Raw genomic sequence first — 17,548 nt, forward strand, 5'->3', positions numbered from 1 at the left:
CTCTGGGTTCCAGCTCCCAGCTTCATTCGCGGAACGGGGGCGGCGGCAGGGCTGCAGCTCCCCGTCCGGCGGGACGTCCGCGGGGGCCGGTCAGGCCGAAGGTCCCGCCCGGTGCCGCGACCACCACTTCTCGACCGCGACGACCGGCACGACGACCGCGCCCGCGGCGGCGGCTAGGAGCCACTGCCCCGGCGTGAGATCCGCGGTGCGGAACACGGCCTGCATGAACGGCAGGTGCACCCCGCGGCTGAACAGGAAGGGCGATCGCGACGGCGGCCATGAGCGCGCCGATCCAGACCGTGCGCATGACGACGAACCGCGACAAGAGCGGCTCGTCGCCCGGGACGAGGTGCTCGGCCGCTGTCTGCGTCCACTGGCCGTCCCGGCGCATCCTGGCCAGTTCCGACACCAGCCGGGCCAGCGCCTGGATGGCGTGACCGGCGCGGTACTCCTCCACGAACCCGATCAGCGCGTTGCACGATCCGCAGATGACCGCTCCCGAGTCCGATCCGTCGCGATCGACACTCCCGGGGCGACCGGCGCCCTCCCCAGGGCCGGACGTCCCGCGAACACGGACTTTCGGCCCGGCTCGGTGGCCGGTCAGCCGGCGGGCTGGGCCTGGATGGCGGTGATCGCGACGGTGTTGACGATGTCGGTGACGGTCGCGCCCCGGGACAGGTCGTTCACCGGCCGCGCCAGGCCCTGCAGCACCGGCCCGATCGCCACAGCGCCCGCGCTGCGCTGCACGGCCTTGTAGGTGTTGTTGCCCGTGTTCAGGTCCGGGAAGATCAACACCGTCGCCCGGCCCGCGACCGCGCTCCCGGGCAGCTTCGTGCGCGCCACCCCGGGGTCGACGGCGGCGTCGTACTGGATCGGACCCTCGACCGGCAACCCGGGCGCGCGTTCGCGCACGAGCGCCGTGGCGCGTCGCACGTGCTCGACGTCGCTGCCGGAACCCGACTCCCCCGTCGAGTACGACAGCATCGCCACCCGGGGCTCGATCCCGAACAGGCCGGCCGTAGCGGCGGCGGAGATCGCGATGTCGGCGAGCTGCTCGGCCGTCGGGTTGGGCACGACCGCGCAGTCGGCGTAGACCAGCACCCGGTCGGACAGGCACATGAGGAATGCGCTGGACACCAGCGACACCCCCGGCCCGGTCCGGATCACCTCGAACGCGGGCCGGATGGTGTGGGCCGTCGTGTGCGCGGCACCCGAGACCAGGCCGTCGGCGCGGCCCTGGTGCACCATCATCGTCCCGAAGTAGGTCGCGTCGGCCATCAGGTCCAGCGCCACCGGCACCGCCACACCGCGGTGCCGGCGCAGATCGGCGTACACGCGGGCGAACGGCTCCCGCCACGGCGAGGTCGCCGGATCGACGAACCGGGCCGCCGAGACGTCCACCCCCAGCGCGGCGGCCCTCGCGCGCACTTCGTCCTCGCGACCGAGCAGCGTGAGGTCGGCGACGCCCCGCAGCAACAGCTGCTCGGCGGCCTGGAGGATCCGGTCGTCCTCGCTCTCCGGCAGCACGACGTGCCGCCGGTCGGCGCGCGCCCGCTCCAGCAGCTGCTGCTGGAACATCAGCGGGGTCGTCCGCGTCGGGCGGGCGACGGCGAGCTGCTCGCGCAGCCGCTCGTGGTCGACGTGGTCCTCGAACATGGCGATCGCCGTGGCGATCTTGCGCGCACTGTCGACACCGATCGCGCCGCGCACCTCGCGGACGGCCGCGGCCGTCTCGTACGTGTCGGCGTCGACCGCCAGGATCGGGATGCCGGCGACGTCGAACCCGGGGGCCAGCCGCCGGACCGGCTCGGCGACCATCCCGCCCGAGAGCAGCAGCCCGGCCACCGACGGGTACCCGGCGGATGCGCGCGCGGCCAGGATCCCCGCGATGATGTCGGCGCGGTCCCCAGGGGTGATCACCAGATCCCCGTCGGCGATGCGGTCGAGGAAGGCCGGGAGGCCCATCGCGCCGACGATGACCCGCGCGACCTCGCGCGGGGCGGCCGGGGCGACGACCGACCGGGCGCCCAGCCGGTCGGCGATCTCCGCGACCGTCGGCGCCGCCAGCAGCGGCACCTCGGGCAGCACCCCCCAAGGCAGCTCCCCCACAGCCGCGGGCATCCCGTCCCGCACCGCCTCCACCTGGTCGCCACCGACGCGGTTGCAGACCACGCCCAGCACCGCGCACCCGCGGTCGGCGAGCACCGCGACGCCCTGGTGCGCTGCCTCGAGCACCTGGTCGGCGGAGCGAGCGCGGCCGCCGACCACCAGCAGGACGGGCGCGGCGAGGTTGCGCGCAGCGTCGACGTTGAGGTCCAGCTCGACGACGGGCGATGCGGACGTGAAGTCGCTGCCCTCCAGCAACACGACGTCGGCCTCCGCGCCCACGCGCGCGCACCCGTCCAGCACGCGGGCCAGCAGGCGCTCGTACCCGTCCCGCCGGTCCGCGTCGTGCAGGTCGTCGGCCGTGAGCGCGAACGAGCTGGAGTAGGACTGCGGCAGCCCGTACCGGCAGCGGACGAGCTCGACGTCCGGGTCCGGCGGGTCGGCGGCGGCGACCAGCGGCCGGAACAGAGCCAGCCGTCCGGCATGCCGGGACAGCACCTCCGCCAGCCCGAGCACCACCGCCGACTTGCCGGTGCCGGCCTCCATCGCCATGACGTACACGTGCCGGGTCACGGCACCATCTTCGACGGCCCGGCGACGGACCGCAGGCGCGGTCCCGCTCAGGCCGGCCTGCCGCGTCGAACGGCTCCCGGGCAGCGCGGCGCGGGGGCGATCGGCATCCTCTTCGCCCTGCCGTGAGCCGCTCGCCCCATGATCCGCCGTCTCGGTTGTCCATGGCTGCGGCGACAGCAGCGGGTCGACGGTGGCCTCATCGCGCTGCGTTCGTCGAGTGGGTGGCCTGCGCCACCGGCGCCGGGACCGGCGGGGTGACGACGACCGGGCAGGGGGCGAACTCGACCAGCGCGCGGCTCGTCGAGCCGAGCCTCGTGCCCTGTGTGAGCCCGTGGCCGCGATGTCCGACGACCAGCATGCGGGCGTCGTCGGCCCATCGCAGGAGCGCTCGCAGCGCGGTGTCGTTCACGAGGTCGCGCCGGATGTCCAGGGCGGGTCGGGCCTCGGCCGCTGCCTGGATCTCCTCCGCGAGCACCGCGCCACCCTGTTCGGCGAGCTCTGCCCAGTCGTCGTGCCTGCGACGCAGGCCGCCGCCGCTCTCGGCGACGTCGGACCAGGCGTGCACGGCGATGAGCGGAGCACCCACCGACGCTGCGACGTCGACGGCGAGCAGTGCGGCGGCGTGCCCGGTCGCGGATCCGTCGACGCCCACGACGACCGGACCGTTGCGGGGCGGAGCCACCCGCGGCGCGGCGCCCCGCACCACCGCGACCGGGCACGGCACGGTCCCGGCCAGCGCGAGCGCGACGGCGCCGGCGAGCATCCCGGACCAGGCACCCTCACCGTAGCTGCCCAGCACGAGCATCCTGGCGCGGTCGGCCCGATCGGCGAGCAGCTCGACGGTGCCGTGCGGCACGACCTCGACGCGACTCGGGGCGGCACCGGCGTTCTCGGCCGCATCGGCCAGCTCCCGCAGCCAGGCGGGCTGTGCCTCCTGCGCGGGTGCCTCCCCGGGCACGGCGTGCAGCAGGTGCAGCGGGGCACCCCACGCCGCGGCGAGGTCACCGGCCCAGACCGCTGCGGCGCGCGCCGAGTCCGAGGCGTCCACTCCCACCACCACGGGCCGCTCATCGTGTCTCTCCACGGTTCCTCCCTCCGGCCTCGGGGCGCTGATGTGCGCGGCTGGGCCACCTCTCACTCTGCGGCCGCGCCGGCGGCTCCACCAGGGTCGACGGACCCGCCACCCGCGCGAGAGTGGGCCGGCCGGCCCCGCGACCGCGGGAGCGACGAGGATCGTCATCCCGGTTCCCCGGTGTCGGGCCGCACGACTGCGACCGGGCAGTGCACACGGTGCAGGACCGCGTGGCTGACCGACCCGAGCACCAGACCCGCGACACCACCACGGCCGCGGGACCCGACCACGACCAACTGCGCCCGCTGGGACTGCTCGACCAGGGCACGCGCGGGGTGATCCCGCCTCACGAGGCGCTCGATCGGCACGTCCGGGTACTTCTCCCCCCATCCGGCGAGCCGCTCGGCGAGCGCCCGGCGCTCGTCGTCCCCGATGGCGTCCCGGTCCAGCAGCGGGGCCAGTGACGGATCCACGAGCAGGTCCCACCACGTGTGCACCGCCACCAGCGGCACCTCCCGCGCCGCGGCGGCCTCGAAGGCGAACGCCAGCGCCGCCTCGCTCGTCGGCGAGCCGTCCACCCCGACCACGACCGGCGCCGCAGAGTCGGGCGTCTCGGCCTCATCGCGTACGACGACCGTGGGGCAGTCCGCGTGCGCACCGAGCGCGACGGCGACCGAGCCGAGCAGCAGCCCGGTCACCCCGCCGAGACCACGATCACCGATCACGACCAACTGCGACCGCCGCGCCTCCTCGGTCAGGACCGCGATCGGGAAGCCCACCACCAGCTGCGACTGCACCTCGAGCGTCGGCTGCTCGTGCTGCGCCATCCGAACCGACTCGGCCAGCTGCCGGCGGGCCACGCCGAGCATGATCTCCCGGTAGCTCTCCCCGAGCCCGACCTGCCCGATCGGCCGGCCGAACAACCACTCGAAGGCCGTCACCACCCGCAGGGGCACCCGCCGACGCCCGGCCTCCTGAGCCGCCCACCGGACGGCGCGCCGGGCGGGCTCCGATCCGTCCACGACGGCCGCTCGTCCCGCGATGCCGCGCCGTAGGTCGGTCCACCAGGCCGTCCTCGGCGTGACCTCCGGCGGCGCACACGGGCCGTCCGCCCCTGCCAGGCGCGGCCGGCAGGCGAGACGCTGAAGCCGTCCCGACCCGAGGGGAGCAGGCGATGAGGGCAACGGATCATCGGCGGACAGATCGCCGGGGCCTGGCAGCACCACCAGAGGCTCGCGACGAGGACCCGCCGGTGAAGACCCTGATGACGCAGCGGCTCGTCGGGATAACCGCGGACGTGAGCCTGGCGACCGCGCTGCGCCTGATGGCGGAGGGTGGGATCCGGCACCTGCCCGTGTTCGACGGCAGCTGGTGCTGCGGGCTGCTCGTCGAGACCGACGTCGTGGGCCACCTCCTGGCCGGCGTCCCCGAAGAACGGTCGGCGACGTCGGTCGCCCATCTCGTCCGCCCCGCGCCCGCGGTGACCGCTGCTGCCCGGCGGTCGGTCGCCGCACGCTCGATCCAGATCGGCGGGCTCGACGCCGTGCTCGTCATGGAAGGGGACCGGCTGGTCGGGATCGTGACGACCACCGACCTCATCCGCTCGCTCGCCGGACGTCCGGACAGCATCGACGCGGGAACGGCGCCATGACCGGTCCGGTCGTCGTGCGAGCTTGAGCGGAGCTACCGAGGCGGGGGGCCCACGTGGACGAGGCGAAGGCCGAGCAGGCCGCGGCGCTGCACGAGACGCACATCGGCGTCGTGCTGCTGCTCGGCGACCGGGCGTACAAGCTCAAGAAGCCGGTCCGCACCGCGTTCCTCGACTTCAGCACTCCGGAGCAGCGGCTCACCGCGCTGCGCCGCGAGCTGGAGCTCAACCGCCGGCTCGCGCCGGACGTCTACCTCGGGCTCTCCCGGGTGTCGGCGCCGTCCCCCACCGGGGAGGACGTCCCTTCCGAGGACCGTCGCGGGGAGCCGGCCGAGCACCTGCTCGTGATGCGCCGGATGCCGGCCGAGCGGCGGCTCTCGACGCTCGTGCGCGAGGGGGCCGACGTGGAGGGCGCGCTGCGCGCGCTCGCCCGGCAGGTGGCCGCGTTCCACGCCGGCGCCGACCGCGGCCCGGGGATCGCGGCGGAGGGCGGCCGGGAGGCCCTGCGCGCCCGCTGGGCCGCGAACACCGTCGAGCTGCACCCCTACGAGGGCACGGTGCTCCCGACGTCGACCCCCGCTGCGATCGACCGGCTCGTCACCCGCTTCCTCGATGGCCGCGGCCCGCTGTTCGCCCGGCGGATCGCCGAGGACCGGATCGTCGACGGGCACGGCGACCTCATCGCAGCGGACGTGTTCTGCCTCGACGACGGTCCGCGGGCGCTGGACTGCCTCGAGTTCGACGATCGCCTGCGGTTCGTCGACGGCCTCGACGACGTCGCCTTCCTGGCTATGGACCTGGAGCGCCTCGGGCGACCGGACCTCGGCGAGGCGTTCCTCGACTCCTACGTCGAGTTCTCCGGCGACCCGGCACCGATGTCGCTGCGCCACCACTACATCGCCTACCGGGCAGGTGTTCGGGCCAAGGTCGGGTGCATCCGCCACGCGCAGGGCGACCCGACCGCCGGTCCCGAGGCCGCCCACTACGCCGCGATCGCCTTACGCCACCTTCGGGCGGGGGCTCCGCGCCTGGTCCTGGTCGGTGGGCTGCCCGGCACCGGGAAGTCGACGCTGTCGGGTGCACTCGCCGACCGGTTCGGCGCCGTGGTGCTGTCCAGCGACCGCGTCCGCAAGGAGCTCGCCGGGATCGATCCGGCGCGTCCCGCCGGCGCCGCGTTCGGTCAGGGCATCTATGCCCCCGAACGCACCGAGGAGCTATACGCCGAGCTGCTGCACCGCGCGGAGGGGCTACTGGGGCGGGGCGAGTCGGTCGTGCTGGACGCCTCGTGGACGTCGGCGCCGCACCGGGCGACCGCGGTGGACCTCGCCCGGCGCACCAGCAGCGAGCTGCTGCAGCTGGAGTGCCGTGCCGGCGCCGGGACCACGGCCCGCCGCATCGCCGGCCGTCACGGCGACCCGTCCGACGCGACCGTGCCCGTCGCCACGCTCATGGCGACCGTCGCCGACCCGTGGCCGGACGCCGTTCCCGTCGACACGGCGGGGCCGGTCGGGGTCGCGCTGGAGCGCGCCGCGGCGCTCTGGCGGGACGCGGCCGGTTGACCGGCCGGAGCTGTACGCCGGCAGGAGCAACACGGACAGGGCCTTTCGGCCCGCTTTCGCAGGCCGACTGCGGCTCGCCGGAGCGAATACCCGGATCTACCGTTCACCGTGTTCCCAGCCGAGCGAAAAGGTGAAAGCCGTGACGATCTCCGTGTTCCTCCTCGACGATCACGAGATCGTCCGACGCGGGATCGCCCAGCTGCTCGACGGGGTGGACGACATCACCGTCGTCGGCGAGGCGGGCACCGCCGCGCAGGCGTTGGCCCGGATCCCCGCCCTCCGCCCCGACGTCGCGATCCTCGACGTCCGCCTGCCCGACGGTGACGGCGTCACCGTCTGCCGGGAGATCCGCTCGGCCGTCGCCCCGCCGCCTGCCTGCCTGATGCTCACCTCCTACGCCGACGACGAGGCGCTGTTCGGCGCGATCATGGCCGGTGCCTCGGGCTACCTGCTCAAGCAGGTCACCGGTATCGACCTCGTCGGTGCCGTCCGGACGATCGCGGCCGGCGGATCGCTACTGGACCCCAAGGCCACCGCCGTGGTGCTGGAGCGGCTGCGCAAGGGCGACCAGCCGGCCGACCCCCGGTACGCATCGCTGAGCCCGCAGGAGCGGCGCATCCTGCACCTCATCGCCGACGGCCTCACCAACCGTCAGATCGGCGCCGAGATGTTCCTGGCCGAGAAGACGGTGAAGAACTACGTGTCGTCGCTGCTGCACAAGCTCGGCTTCGCCCGCCGCACCGAGGCCGCCGTCTACGCCGCGGAGCTGCGCAAGGACGACAGCACGCGCTGAGGCGCAGTCAGCTCGAGGGCACCCGCCGGCTCACTCGGGTGCCACTCCCGTTCCCCGCCCCGACCCGCAGGGAGCCTGCGCACTCCCGCGCCCGCTCCTCGATGTTGCGCAGGCCGCCGCGCACCACGCCAGGGTCCATCCCGCCGCCGTCGTCGACGACTTCGACCAGCAGCTCGTCGCCCGCCGGACAGGCCCGTAACCCTCGGCGGCCTCCGCGGCCGCGCCCAGGAGGTGGCGCCGCAGCCCGCCTTCCGCCCCTCGCCGGCGGTGTGCAGGTCGAAGATCGACGTCCGGATCTCCCCCACCGTGTCGTCCAGGTCCTCGACCGGACGCCGGGCAAGCCGGTCCGATGTCCGTAGCGTGACGGGCCCTTCGCCCGTACCGCACTCCCGGGCCGCGCCAGGAGAGTGGTCGGGCGAGCACGGACAGCCGGTCCGGGTTCCGAGCGCCAGCTGGACGTGACTGATGATGACCACATTCCCCGAGGCACTGGGCCTGGCTCCCGAACAGGTCGAGGCACTCCTCGTCGCAGTCGGGCAGGCGCCGTCGCTGCACAACGCGCAGCCCTGGCGGCTGCGGCTCGGCCGGGAGGTCGTCGAGCTGTACGCCGATCCGGACCGCAGGCTCCCAGCAGCGGACCCGGACGACCGCGAGCTGCGCATCGGCTGCGGCGCCGCCCTGTACAACCTGCGGCTCGCGCTTCTCTGCAACGGCATCCGGCCGCTGGTCACCGTCCTCCCCGACGTGGACCGGCCGGAGTTGCTCGCGGTGGTTCGCCGCGGCGGGCGCAAACCGCCCACCCCCGAGCAGCTGCAGCTGCTGCGCGCCGTGCCGCTACGCCGGACGAACCGCCACCCGTACGCGGACGAGCCGGTCTCCCGGCCCGAGCAGTCGGCCCTGCGCCGCGCGGCGCTCGACGAGGGTGGCTGGCTGGAGATCGTCGACGATCCCGGCCTGCGCGTGGCTCTGCGGGACATCGCGGCCCGTGCCCACCGCGCCCAGATGGCCGATGCCGCATTTCGCGGAGAGTTCGCCCGCTGGACGGGCCGCACGGACGGCCAGGCCGACGGCGTACCCGCCATCGCGGGCACGCCCGCCGAGCCGCAGGACCGGTGGGTGCTGCGCGACTACACGGGCGGGAACCGGCCCGCACGCCAGCCCGGCAAGGACTTCGAGCCCGAACCACTCATCGCGGTGCTGACCACGCACTTCAGTGGACCCGCGGCCGAAGTGCAGGCCGGGCAGGCGTTGCAGCGGGTCCTGCTCACCGCCACCGCCGAGGGACTCGCGACGTCATTTCTCTCCCACGTCGTCGAAGTGCCGCAGGCGCGCGAGGAGGTGCGACGCCTCATCGCCGGCACCCGGCCACCGCAGGCGGTGCTTCGCATCGGCCACGGCTGGGCGGTTCCGCCGACCAGCCGGCGCGCCCCTGCGGACCTCATCGGGAAGCAGATGGGGACGACGTGACGCGAGCTCGACGGGGCGCAGGCGTCGCTCATGTCGGTCCCGCCGAGCGCGTCGCGCCGACCGTGGGGCCGACCGCGCCCGACCGCGCCACCCGCCCGGCGCCGCAGCGAGATCGGCCCCGGAATCAGAGGGTGGTGCGCCGCCAGTGCGGCTCCACTCGCGCCCAGTCCCGCTCCCACCGCCGGGAGTTGGACCGCCAGGTCAGGCCGCGGACCCCGAACCACGTCGCGAGGAGAGGCGTCGCACCTGCGCACAGCACGCCGATCGCGGCCACGATCCCACCGATCATGGCATTCGCCGAGTGCCCGGGGCACGAGGTGATCTCGCCCGCTGCATCGATCCACACCTCGACCTCGGCGCCGGCGGGCTGCGAGCGCATCGCCGCGATGACGCCTACGTGCTCCCGCCCGACGCGGTCGGCCCAGCGCGCCCGGACCTGCGCGGGCGCGCTTCCGAACTCCCCGGACACCACGTGCGCGTCCTCGAGCAACACGGCGCGCGTCTGCGACGCCGACCTGCTGTTCAGCTCCGCGCGTTCGGCTTCCCGGCCGTGCACGGTGACCCCGGTCAGCACAGCGAAGACGATCACCAGCAGGGCAGCCCCCGTCAGGAGCCACGCAACGAGGTCCTCGACGCGATCAGTCGAGCGGCGCGGAAGCCGCCCCGGGTCAGGTCGCATCGCGATCCCCTCCCTCCTCCGTGCAGCCACTGCCACCGGGCACTCGGCCCGGTGCACCAGAGCGTTTCCGACCGTCCAACACGTGGCCGGTCACGCGGAAGCGCCCAGAGACCCGGCTCGCAGAGGCGAGAGTCCTTCCCGGTACGGGACCACCGCCGCTGGTCGTGGCGGCACCGCGCGGGGATGGTCGGTGGCGAGCGGGAACGGAGGGCCTCCGCTCCGCCGTCCCGAGGAGCAGGAATGATCATCGACGACGTCGACCACCGCACCGTGATCAGTGCGCTCGAACCGGCCGTCCGCGCCCCCTCGGTGCACAACAGCCTCGGCGGCTCCCTCTGCCCGCAGCTGCTGCTGCAGGTCGGCTGGGCGCCGCTCGGTCCACAGCTGCCGGCGACTCCCCGCCGCCCGATCGCGCTGACGGTCAAGCGCGTCCGGGACCGATGACGAGGAAGCGGGCGAGATGACCACAGCGATGACCACGGCAACGAGCACCCTCGAGATCCCGGGCGTCCCCCGGCCCGGCACGCCGTCGCGACGACCCGGTAGAGCGCTCGTCGTCGTCGGCGACGAGATCCCGGGCTGGGCCGTGCGCTGGTGCGACCGTTCGGCTCGGGAGATCCGTCACCGACTCGTCCCCGGCCCGGCGGATCCCGCGTGCGCGGAGCGGGTCGGCGCGATCATGGAGATCACGGCCGACGCGGCGCGCCGCGGGGACCCGGTGCTGGTCCTGCCCGTGCTGCACCGGACGTACGCGAGCCCGCCCCGGGTGGTCGCCGCCGTGCGGTGCTTCCCGGACGACGCGCAGCCCCTGACCGAGGCGGTCGCATGCGCCGGACACATGGGGGCGGACCTCGTCGTGGCGCACGGGCTCCCCACCTCGTTCGGCGAACGGAGCGTCGGACTCGACCGCGCGGTCCAGAACGCCACCCGGCTCCTCGACGCCGCCGTTCGGGCAACGTCGAGCAGTGTTCCCGGTCTCCGTGTGCGGCCGTGGCTCGCCCGGGTCCGGGCCGACGAGCTCGTGGGCGAGCCGCTGGACGCCGATCTGCTCGTTCTGGGTGGCCCGCGTCCGGATCCGTGGGGAGGGCTCGGGCTGGTCGCACGCAGCGCGCTGTTCCACGCCCCGTGCGCCGTCCTGATGATCCCGCGGCCCGCGCTGTCGACGTCCGGGCCGTGGTCACCGACGTTCGGCGAGACAACCGACCCGATCCCAGCAGCCGGTGGCCGACCGTGACGACCACCACGCGACTCGCCGAAGCCGTCGAGGACGCCCTCCACGCACCGTCGGTGCACAACAGCCAGCCGTGGCGTTGGCGGATCGGCTCCGACGAGGTGCACCTGCACGCCGACCCGCAACGCCACCTGGCGGCCACCGACCCGGACCGTCGCGACCTCGTCCTCAGCTGCGGCGCGGCCCTGCACCACCTGCGCGTCGCACTCGCCGCGCGCGGTCTCTCCGCCGATGTCCGACGCATTCCCGACCCCGAGGACACCACCCACCTCGCTACGGTCGCGGTCTGGCCCGGGGGCGAACCGGCCGACGCGGCGTTGTTCCCGGCGACCGCGCGGCGCAGGACCGACCGCCGCCGCATGAGCCGCCGGGCGGTCCCGGCCGAGCACCTGCGCACCCTCGTCGAGCTGGCCGCCCGCAACGGGGCGACCCTCGTCCCGGTCACCCGGCCGGCGACGCGGCAGCGGCTCCTCGCGGCGATCGTCGCCGCCGAGCACCTCCAGCGCGAGGAAACCGGGTACGCAGCCGAGCTGCGGATGTGGACCAACCGCCTCCCCGGTGGCCGTGACGGTGTGCCGGCCGCCAATGTCGCCGCGCCGCCGATCGATACCCTCGACCCTTCACCGCTGCGCCGCTTCGGCCGGGCAGAGCTCGCCCAGGCAGCACAGGCTCCCGGGCACGGCCGCGGTGACGACGCCGCCGAGCTGCTCGTCGTCACGACCGGTGCGGACGAGATCCTGGACCGCCTGCGCGCCGGCGAGGCGACGAGCGCCGTCCTACTGGCGGCGACGCGGATCGGGCTCGCCACCACCCCGCTCAGCCAAGCCCTGGAGATCGACAGTTCCCGCCTGCGGGTCCAGCGGGACGTGCTGGGAGTACCCGAGCACCCGCAGCTCGTGATCCGCGTCGGGTGGCCGGCCTCGGGTGCGCCCACCCTGCCGGCGACACCGCGCCGCGAGCTCCGCTCCGTTCTCCTGCCATGAGTGATCCTGGCCCGCAGGGCTGACGCGGATGCCGGCCCGAGGGTGCGGGTCGGCGGTGGCCGTGACCGCGACAGCCGGGACTTCCGCCGCGATGCCCGGGCCTTCCGGCGCTGCCGCGACCGCCCCGGTTGCCGAGATCCTCGACGTGGGGCCGCAAGCGGCGGCCCGAGGACGAGGAGTACGACCATGACAGCACCCGGGTCTCGGATCGTGGTCGACGTCGACCGCCTGCTCCAGGCGCGCTACCTGGCAGCGGTGGCGAAGGAGCTCGAGGCTCTCCCGGTGCCGGTGGACGCCGTGGTCCTCAACGGGCCGGGACGACCGGGCGGCAGGGTCGTGCTGCGAGACCAGGGGGCCACCGCGGGCCGGCCGTGGCCCTCGTCCGCCCGGTGGAACGGCGGCCGGTGCTGGACACTCGTGTTCCCCGGCGCCGGTGGCCGCGTGCGGCGGCACCGGCTGCGGAGGCGCCGACTGCCCGCGCCGCAGGAGGTCGCGCAGTTCGTCGCCCGGTTCGCCGGCGAGCGGCAGCCGGCGCGCGCCACGGTCGTCGTGGCCGGTGCCGTCACGACACCCCGAACGGGCCGATCGTCGGCGTCCGTCCCAGCACGCGAGCCTGCCTCGACCGAGTAGGACGCAACCCACGGCAGCGCGCGAGGAGGACGACCGTAGCGGCAGGGGTGCGCCCGGATACCTCGATCCGGACGCACCTCGCCGCGCCGATGCCACGCCCGGGCCATCCCCCAGCACCCGCGCGCCACACCTTCCCCTCAGCCCGAGGACGTTGCCGTGCCCTCGCCACCGAGGATCGCCCATCGGGCCGGGATCTCCTCAGGGCCGAAGGTCCCGACTACGGGGGACCCCGGCACCCCCGCGCTCGGCGCAGGCGAGCGAGCGATGCCGGGTGCTCGCCCGTCGTCACGGCAGTCGTCGATGTGATCGCACGACCCACCTGACGAGGACCTTCGGCCCTGTCGACCGGCCTCGGCGCGGCGGATCGTCGGTGGTTCGACAACGAAGGAGAGCAGCAGTGACAGCCGCAGATCGAGCGGCGATCGTCGAACTGGTGGAGCTCGACGAGGCCGAGTGCCTCCGCCTGCTCACCAAGAGCGAGATCGGCCGCGTCGTGTTCACCGACGCCGCCCTCCCGGCGGCTCAGCCGGTCACGTACCTCCTCGACGGCGAGGAAGTCGTCTTCCGCACCGCAGGCGGGAGCAAGCTGGCCGCCGCCACCCGAGGCGCGGTCGTGGCCTTCCAGGTCGACGAGATCGACCCGCGCACCCGAACCGGTTGGGCCGTGCTCGGCATCGGCGAGGCCTACGAGGTGCTGGTCCCCGACCGCCTGGCCGACCTGGCCACCCGGATGCCGCAACCATGGGCACCGAACCGCACGGCCCACACCATCGCCGTGCCCCTGCAGCGACTCACCGGGCGCCGGCTAGTCGCGGCTCCCGCGGACGCCGGGGAGGGACGGGCATGAGGGCGCACCTGGCCGACGTCTTCGCGCCGCACGCCGCCGGCCGAACCCGCGTGGTGACGGAGACCCGCAAGCTCGACGAGATCAACACGATCTTCGCGGACGTCCTCGCCGGCCGGGTCCGCGTCGTCCTCGAGTTCTGACGGACGGCGACACCGTGACCGATCAGGTGGCGAGGAAGGAGCGGAGCACCACCGCCGCGACCGCGCGCCGGATCTCGGCCGTGGTGACGCTCGTCGCCGCCACCGCCCTCCTCCTCGGGGGCTCGGCGATGTGGTTGATCGAACGCGAGGAGCCGAGCCGGACCGTCGACTCATGGGGCGATGCGCTCTGGTGGGCGGTGACGACCTTGACGACCGTCGGATACGGCGACCACATCCCGGTCACGACGACGGGCCGCCTGATCGCCGTTGCGCTGATGGCGGTCGGCGTCGCCGTGCTCGGCGGCGTGGCGGCCGTCGTCGCCCTCGTCGTCGCGCAGGCCGTCGCCGCGGCCGAGGAACGCGCGCTAGAAGCAGAGACCGAAGCGGTCGAACACCGCATCGAGGCCCGGCTGGACGCCCTCGATGCGCGGCTCGCCCGGATCGAGGACCGCTTGCGGCTCGTGGCAGAGCGCGCCGAAGCGGACCGGCGGTGAGCCATGCGGGCGGACCGGAGCCGACCGGTCGATCGGCTCCGGATTTCAGGTGTGCGCGTCGATCCGCTCGGCAGCACCTCGTGCAGCCGGTCCATCGTGCGCAGGACGGCCGGCTCCCGCAGCCGGACGGCCCGATGAAGGCCGTCACGGCGCGGGCGGCATCTTCAGCGTGACGTCCTCGACCGCGAGGAAGTCCCCGCGGTAGACGATCTTCGTCGCCGCGGGTTCAACGCTTGACGGCCGGGCCGGACCTGCCGTGCAGCGTGTCCAGGCGCTGGCAGTACTCCTGCTCGTCGATCTCCCCGCCGGCGAACCGCTCGGCCAGCAGCTCCTCGGGGGTGGCCCGCTCCTCCCGTGGGCGGTCGCCCGTCGTCTGCAGGTACCGGATGACGGCGATCAACCCGAGGATGATCAGCGCCCAGAAGAGGATCATGCCGATGCCCATGAGGGCCATGGCCCATCCGCCCGTACCGGGGCCGTACCACCACATCATCTGGATCTCCTCCTCGGATCAGTGGGCCGAGTGCCCGGCCCTGCTCCCGGCCAGCCGCGTGCGGGCCAGTTTCCGCCAGCGCGCGCCCGACGCCACGGCGAAGGCGGCTGCCGCGGCGCCCCACGTTCCGCGGAACGCTCCTCGGTCCACGATCGCGACTGCGGCGCGTCCGAGCACGAGTCCGGTGGCGGCCATGCCGCGCGAGTCCTGGACGAACGGCACGCTGCCGCGCACCAGGTAGCCGATGTGGGCGACGACGATCGCGGAGACCAGCGGGGGCGCGACCCCGTCCCTCCAACCGATCCTCATCCGTCCACCTCCGCCACCGAGCGTGCTCGCCGTCGCGTGCTGCCGGCACGGCCTTCGGTCCCGTGCCGTTGGCCCGTTGGTCATCGGCTCGTGGGGCGCTGCGCGGGATGCGCTGCTCGGGGCCGTCTCCGTGCCTGCGGGCCGAACGGTTGGTCAGCATCCGGTTCCTCGAGGACCTCGTGCCCCTACGGCGTGCAGCGGTCATGGCGCACCATCGGGCCATGGCGGCGAGAGCAGCAGTGCCGGGCGGCGATCGCTCCGAGCTGCATGACGCGCTCGAACGCTGGGTCGCGCGCGGTCTGATCAGCCCTGAGCAGGCGGAGCGCATCCTGGCGGACGAGCAGGGGTCGATCGAGCGGCGGGCGCGGCGAGGGCCGCTGGTGGCGGAGGCGCTCGGATACGTCGGAGGGGTGCTGATCCTCGTCGGGGCCGTGGCGGTCGCTGAACGCTACTGGTCGGACATCGGCCTCGGCGGACGGCTCGGGGTGACCTTCGGGGCCGCCGGGCTCCTGCTCGTCACCGGCCTCTGCGTTCCCGCCCGACGCGTCGACGTGGCGCGCCGACTCCGGAGTGTGTGCTGGCTGCTGTCAGCGGTCCTGCTCGCCGCCGGCCTGGGCCGGCTGGGGACCGAGGTGCTGGAGCTCGACGGGGACACCGTCGCGCTGCTGACCTCCGGCGTCACCGCCGCCTACACCGCGGTGCTGTGGTGGCGCCACCGCACCGTCCTCCAGCAGGCGGCACTGCTCGTCGCACTCACCGCGACAGCCGCTGCCGCCGCAGCGCACCTCCCGCACGGCGCGGACCACGTGACCGGGCTCGCGGTCTGGGGCGTCGGCGCGGGGTGGCTGCTGCTCGGCTGGGGCGGCGTGATCACCGCCCGGACCGGCGCATACGTCCTCGGGGGTTCCGCGACGGTCCTGGGCGGGCTGCCGACCGTCGAGGCCGGCTGGGGCGCCGCGCTCGCAATCGGTTCCGCCCTCGTCCTGGTGGCCGCCGGTGCGTGGCTGCGCGACCTCCTGCTGCTCGCCGTCGGCTCGATCGCCACGCTGCTGACCGTTCCCTCGGTGCTCGGGCAGTACTTCCCCGACACCCTCACCGTGCCCCTCGCACTGGTGGGCTGCGGGGTGCTGCTCGTCGCGGGAGCCGTCCACACCTCGTACCGCCGTCGACTCGGCCCGCCCAGCACCCGTCCGGGCGTCGGCAACCGGGCGGCCGCCATCGGTGCCGCTGCCACCGTCGCGGTGGCGGTGACCGTCGCAGTGCTCGCCCTCGCCTGGTGACGCCGAAGACGGGGCGTGCGGCGCGCCGGCACCGCCCTCGTCACGGCTGCGTGCGAGGCCCCTCCGGCTCGTTCGACGGAGGCGCACCGGGTTCCGGGCGCTCGCGCCGGACCCGGTTACCGATCTCCCCGACGCTGGCGTCGACCGCGGCGGACAACCCGGTCAGCGCGCGGCGCGCGCCCTCCTGGACCTCGGGGGCACGGAGCCGATCGCCGAGCCCGGTCAGCGCCGCGTCCACCGACTTCAACGATGGTCGCTTGCTCGGGCCCTGCGTCGCCTCGGGCTGCGTGGGCGCCTCCCCGTGGGCCTGTTTCGGGCGCAGCTCCGCCGCAAGGGCCTTGAGCTCGCCGCCGACCGCGGTCCAGGCCTCCTTCGCATCGCCTGCGGGAGGCGGGTCCATCCGAGACCGCGGCTGCGCGTCCTCGGCCGCCTGGGGAAGCAGCACCCACGCCACCAGGTAGGCGAGCACCGCGGCACCGCCGGAGACCAGCCCGACCAGCACCACCGCGATGCGCACGAGCACGGGGTCGACCCCGACGCTGCGGGCGATCCCCCCGCACACTCCCCCCAGGACGCGGTCGGAACGGCTGCGCTCGACCCGAACCGGCTGCTGCCGGCGCTCGCCCGGTTCCGGATTGCTCGGTTGGCTCGTCGTCATGGGACCACCGTCGCCCTGTTCGTCGGCAGTGGACAAGGGCCGAAGGGCCCTGCGGGCGAGCCGGCGACATGGTCGAGGGCACGCGAGTCGTGGTCAACCGACCCTGGAATCTGTCGACCGTCGCTCCGTACCCGTGCAGCACGAGAACGGCCTTGCTACCGCGCCAGGCCGGGAGACGTCGAGGTCGGAAGCGTGTCGGCTGAAGATGCCCACGAGGCCCACGGCAGGACCTTCGGCCCTGGTCACTCGCAGCGCCGATCGGTCACGCTCCGGGGCGATACGTCACCCGATCCCGTCCTGGAGAGTCCATGTTCAACGAGCCTCCGGCCGAGCCCGCAGGCCACCACGATCCGGCTGTCGTCGCGGCTATCGCCCGGCTGTCCGCCGAATTCGCCGAGAACGTGCGGCCGGCCGTGATCAGCCGAGTAGTGGTGGGAAGCCGGCGCGACCTCAGCGGGGCGCCGGTTCCGGCCATGCCCGAGTTCGTCGAGCGGCTCGCACGGCAGCGCCTGCTCCAGTCGGCGGCTCGCTGACACCAGCACCTTCCGGCGAACCATCTGAGGCAGGCCACCGCAGAAGCCGAGAC

The 17,548-nt window shown here is 74.3% G+C and carries 21 protein-coding genes; 13 read left to right on the plus strand and 8 right to left on the minus strand.

Annotated elements, in window-relative coordinates; genetic code table 11:
• Positions 1 to 90 precede the first annotated feature (90 nt).
• The 4 genes from FB388_RS20150 to FB388_RS20170 form a co-directional block, all read right to left on the minus strand.
• Positions 91 to 240 (minus strand): cation transporting ATPase C-terminal domain-containing protein, encoded by a 150-nt coding sequence (locus FB388_RS20150; RefSeq protein ID WP_142103764.1) that lies wholly within the window; start codon positions 238 to 240, stop codon positions 91 to 93.
• A gap of 360 nt (positions 241 to 600) precedes the next feature.
• Entirely contained in the window at positions 601 to 2,679 is a 2,079-nt protein-coding gene (gene pta, locus FB388_RS20160; RefSeq protein WP_142103766.1) for a phosphate acetyltransferase, read from the minus strand.
• Positions 2,680 to 2,875: 196 nt separating this feature from the next.
• Complete coding sequence (locus FB388_RS20165; RefSeq protein ID WP_170225746.1) at positions 2,876 to 3,763, minus strand: universal stress protein; 888 nt, start codon at positions 3,761 to 3,763, stop codon at positions 2,876 to 2,878.
• 152 nt (positions 3,764 to 3,915) lie between these two features.
• Positions 3,916 to 4,773: a universal stress protein gene (locus FB388_RS20170; RefSeq protein ID WP_246122211.1), complete on the minus strand. Its 858-nt coding sequence runs from the start codon at positions 4,771 to 4,773 to the stop codon at positions 3,916 to 3,918.
• 230 nt (positions 4,774 to 5,003) lie between these two features.
• Here FB388_RS20170 and FB388_RS20175 point away from each other — a divergent pair, with 230 nt between their 5' ends.
• The 4 genes from FB388_RS20175 to FB388_RS20190 all read left to right on the plus strand — a co-directional run bounded on the left by FB388_RS20175 (position 5,004) and on the right by FB388_RS20190 (position 9,218).
• On the plus strand, positions 5,004 to 5,402 hold the full coding sequence (locus FB388_RS20175) for a CBS domain-containing protein (RefSeq protein ID WP_170225747.1): 399 nt from the start codon (positions 5,004 to 5,006) through the stop codon (positions 5,400 to 5,402).
• Between the two features lie 53 nt (positions 5,403 to 5,455).
• Positions 5,456 to 6,958: a bifunctional aminoglycoside phosphotransferase/ATP-binding protein gene (locus FB388_RS20180; protein ID WP_142103770.1), complete on the plus strand. Its 1,503-nt coding sequence runs from the start codon at positions 5,456 to 5,458 to the stop codon at positions 6,956 to 6,958.
• 139 nt (positions 6,959 to 7,097) lie between these two features.
• Entirely contained in the window at positions 7,098 to 7,751 is a 654-nt protein-coding gene (locus FB388_RS20185; RefSeq protein ID WP_142103772.1) for a response regulator, read from the plus strand.
• Positions 7,752 to 8,219: 468 nt separating this feature from the next.
• The gene (locus tag FB388_RS20190) at positions 8,220 to 9,218 is read left to right on the plus strand and encodes an Acg family FMN-binding oxidoreductase (protein ID WP_142106139.1); all 999 of its coding nucleotides are present in this window, start codon (positions 8,220 to 8,222) and stop codon (positions 9,216 to 9,218) included.
• A 124-nt stretch (positions 9,219 to 9,342) separates the two neighbouring features.
• Here the strand turns inward: FB388_RS20190 and FB388_RS20195 are convergent, their stop codons facing one another.
• Positions 9,343 to 9,897 carry an Rv1733c family protein gene (locus FB388_RS20195; RefSeq protein ID WP_142103774.1) on the minus strand — a complete coding sequence of 185 codons (555 nt, stop codon included), beginning with the start codon at positions 9,895 to 9,897 and terminating at the stop codon, positions 9,343 to 9,345.
• A 240-nt stretch (positions 9,898 to 10,137) separates the two neighbouring features.
• Here FB388_RS20195 and FB388_RS20200 point away from each other — a divergent pair, with 240 nt between their 5' ends.
• The 7 genes from FB388_RS20200 to FB388_RS20225 all read left to right on the plus strand — a co-directional run bounded on the left by FB388_RS20200 (position 10,138) and on the right by FB388_RS20225 (position 14,222).
• A complete protein-coding gene (locus FB388_RS20200; protein ID WP_142103775.1) occupies positions 10,138 to 10,341 on the plus strand; it encodes a hypothetical protein in 204 nt (67 codons plus the stop codon).
• A 16-nt stretch (positions 10,342 to 10,357) separates the two neighbouring features.
• Entirely contained in the window at positions 10,358 to 11,131 is a 774-nt protein-coding gene (locus FB388_RS40500; protein WP_246122212.1) for a universal stress protein, read from the plus strand.
• Positions 11,128 to 12,111 carry an Acg family FMN-binding oxidoreductase gene (locus FB388_RS20205; protein ID WP_246122215.1) on the plus strand — a complete coding sequence of 328 codons (984 nt, stop codon included), beginning with the start codon at positions 11,128 to 11,130 and terminating at the stop codon, positions 12,109 to 12,111. The genes FB388_RS40500 and FB388_RS20205 overlap by 4 nt, the downstream gene beginning before the upstream one ends.
• Before the next feature lie 186 nt (positions 12,112 to 12,297).
• Entirely contained in the window at positions 12,298 to 12,741 is a 444-nt protein-coding gene (locus FB388_RS20210) for a hypothetical protein (protein ID WP_142103778.1), read from the plus strand.
• A 397-nt stretch (positions 12,742 to 13,138) separates the two neighbouring features.
• A complete protein-coding gene (locus FB388_RS20215; protein ID WP_211362123.1) occupies positions 13,139 to 13,588 on the plus strand; it encodes a pyridoxamine 5'-phosphate oxidase family protein in 450 nt (149 codons plus the stop codon).
• Positions 13,585 to 13,728 (plus strand): hypothetical protein, encoded by a 144-nt coding sequence (locus FB388_RS20220; protein ID WP_211362124.1) that lies wholly within the window; start codon positions 13,585 to 13,587, stop codon positions 13,726 to 13,728. Before FB388_RS20215 ends, FB388_RS20220 begins: the two co-directional genes overlap by 4 nt.
• 14 nt (positions 13,729 to 13,742) lie before the next feature.
• The gene (locus FB388_RS20225; protein ID WP_142103780.1) at positions 13,743 to 14,222 is read left to right on the plus strand and encodes a potassium channel family protein; all 480 of its coding nucleotides are present in this window, start codon (positions 13,743 to 13,745) and stop codon (positions 14,220 to 14,222) included.
• 226 nt (positions 14,223 to 14,448) lie between these two features.
• Here the strand turns inward: FB388_RS20225 and FB388_RS20230 are convergent, their stop codons facing one another.
• Positions 14,449 to 14,715 carry an SHOCT domain-containing protein gene (locus tag FB388_RS20230; protein WP_142103782.1) on the minus strand — a complete coding sequence of 89 codons (267 nt, stop codon included), beginning with the start codon at positions 14,713 to 14,715 and terminating at the stop codon, positions 14,449 to 14,451.
• An 18-nt stretch (positions 14,716 to 14,733) separates the two neighbouring features.
• A complete protein-coding gene (locus FB388_RS20235) occupies positions 14,734 to 15,024 on the minus strand; it encodes a hypothetical protein (protein ID WP_142103783.1) in 291 nt (96 codons plus the stop codon).
• Between the two features lie 221 nt (positions 15,025 to 15,245).
• Here FB388_RS20235 and FB388_RS20240 point away from each other — a divergent pair, with 221 nt between their 5' ends.
• Positions 15,246 to 16,304 (plus strand): DUF2157 domain-containing protein, encoded by a 1,059-nt coding sequence (locus tag FB388_RS20240; RefSeq protein WP_170225748.1) that lies wholly within the window; start codon positions 15,246 to 15,248, stop codon positions 16,302 to 16,304.
• A gap of 40 nt (positions 16,305 to 16,344) precedes the next feature.
• Here the strand turns inward: FB388_RS20240 and FB388_RS40000 are convergent, their stop codons facing one another.
• Entirely contained in the window at positions 16,345 to 16,962 is a 618-nt protein-coding gene (locus FB388_RS40000; RefSeq protein WP_211362125.1) for a PspC domain-containing protein, read from the minus strand.
• A gap of 308 nt (positions 16,963 to 17,270) precedes the next feature.
• Here FB388_RS40000 and FB388_RS20250 point away from each other — a divergent pair, with 308 nt between their 5' ends.
• A complete protein-coding gene (locus tag FB388_RS20250) occupies positions 17,271 to 17,495 on the plus strand; it encodes a three-helix bundle dimerization domain-containing protein (protein WP_142103785.1) in 225 nt (74 codons plus the stop codon).
• Positions 17,496 to 17,548: the final 53 nt, after the last annotated feature.

Origin of the sequence: Pseudonocardia cypriaca, from assembly GCF_006717045.1 — a bacterium.
Lineage (GTDB): Bacteria > Actinomycetota > Actinomycetes > Mycobacteriales > Pseudonocardiaceae > Pseudonocardia > Pseudonocardia cypriaca.